The sequence below is a fragment of the Schwartzia sp. (in: firmicutes) genome, from assembly GCF_978017985.1.
The window spans coordinates 1-1,778 of record NZ_CDXDFU010000095.1; the positions used below are offsets into that span (position 1 = coordinate 1).

Sequence of the window (1,778 nt, forward strand, 5' to 3'; positions counted from 1 at the left end):
AAGCAGGAAGGCCATCATGGCGAAGTTATCGGCAAGATTTTGGAGAAATACAAGCCTGAGAAAAAAGCGCCTGCAGGAAAGGTCTACATCTGCCCTGTATGCGGCTTTGAGCATGAAGGCGACATCAACGACGAGCCGGACGATTATGTATGTCCTCTGTGCGGCCAGCCAAAAAGTGCTTTTAAAGAAGCAAAATAATAGCATAAAAAATCCCCCAGCCCATGATGTGGGTTGGGGATTTTTCTTTTTGTGCTCAATCCATCTACCTCGAAACGAATTACACTCGGGTTAATCCACTTTGCAATTGTCGGGAGAGGTGTATGTGACATTTGTCACCAATTGTGAATAATAAGCTGTATATCTCTAACAAAAATGCGTACTGTTTTACTATGGAAAACTTTCAGTAATTTTGTTAACATTCCCCATGTGCGCAAATTCAGTTCTGCACAAAGCAGGCAAAGCCGCCTGCAATCCACTGTACAAGGAGAGGTACTATGTTAAAAAAATTATTGGCAGCCACAGTTTTATCGGGTATGATGATGTCCTGCAGCGTCAGCAGCGCAGCTCATATCCATGCGTTTCCTTCGATTGACCGTCCGGAGAAAGACTTAATCCTGATTAAGGAAAACTTCAAAGAAGACATGGAGGATGATAACAGACTTATCCTTGCCGACGGAACCGTAGGATATCTTCTCAACTTCTATGAGCCAGGCGAATCCTACAGTACAAAATATTCGCCGTATGTGTATTTTTATATCCCTGCAAAAGAAGGCACTCCCAGCAGAATCATGCGCCTTGAAAACAAGAGCGACTTATTCAGCCACACCCGCGCCTTCAAAATAAAGGACTACACGGAGAAAGAGGACAAGCAGGTTCCCGGCTTCCTCGAAGTTCTTGATAAATGCTACAACGAGACTATCCAAAAACTGAATAAATAACACACAAAAAGGGCAGCGCCAAAGCTGCCCTTTTTTCGTCTAAAAATCTCTGCCAGTTACAGACTTCCGGCCTTCTTAATTTCTAAATCATTCCTCAGACGGTCTATCGCCGAAATCACCATACGCGGAGAAATTTTGACCGTGCATTCATATTCGCGGTCCGTGCCATTATGAAGCGGACACACCGGGTTGCCCCATTTCACATTCATATCGTTATAACAGCCGTGGCAGACCAGCGGATTTATTATGCGGTACGGAGTATCAAACTCTGACATCGGCAAGCTGTGTCCGCCGATAAGCACCACAGGACACCCCGCCGCATCCGCCAGCCACGAAAGTCCGCTGCCGAGCCCGATAAAAAAGTCTGCATACGCCAAAAGCTCGACACGCTCCGTCAGCGGACGGTTTCCCGTATAATTCTCCGCTCCCTCCGGCATCGACACACTGCGTCCATTGGCATCTTCATTGTACTTATCCCTGTCGAGGCAAAGTACGCGATAACCCAACTTTTTAAGATAATCAATTACGATATCCCAGCCGCCCGGGTTCAGCCACGACTTTGCAACACCCGATGCCTGCACAGCAATGCATACATACAGCTCAGCTATGGCTCGTGGCTTCATGGGCCGAAACAGGACCTTAACCGGATCACGGTGCTGTCCCAGCAAAAACCTTCCTATGTATTTTGCAGGAAGCACTCGGGAGGAATCCGGCAGCAGAAAAGGCTGTGTAAGAAATGTTACCATCACATATTGTGCGTAGGCCTTTTCCTGAATACTGTTCACAATCTGAAGCTCAGGGAAATAGGCGAGTATAATCGGTTCATACGCCGGATTGGCC

The 1,778-nt window shown here is 46.9% G+C and carries 3 protein-coding genes; 2 read left to right on the forward strand and 1 reads right to left on the reverse strand.

Translation table 11 applies throughout. The features are described from left to right. On the forward strand, window positions 1-198 hold a 198-nt coding region (locus ACY69O_RS04375), incomplete at its 5' end, for a rubredoxin-like domain-containing protein (protein ID WP_462332249.1). A gap of 296 nt (window positions 199-494) precedes the next feature. Continuing rightward, on the forward strand, window positions 495-938 hold the full coding sequence (locus ACY69O_RS04380) for a hypothetical protein (RefSeq protein ID WP_462332250.1): 444 nt from the start codon (window positions 495-497) through the stop codon (window positions 936-938). A gap of 56 nt (window positions 939-994) precedes the next feature. Here ACY69O_RS04380 and ACY69O_RS04385 read toward each other — a convergent pair. Then, window positions 995-1,778: autotransporter strand-loop-strand O-heptosyltransferase (locus ACY69O_RS04385; protein WP_462332251.1), on the reverse strand; the 784-nt coding region annotated here is incomplete at its 5' end.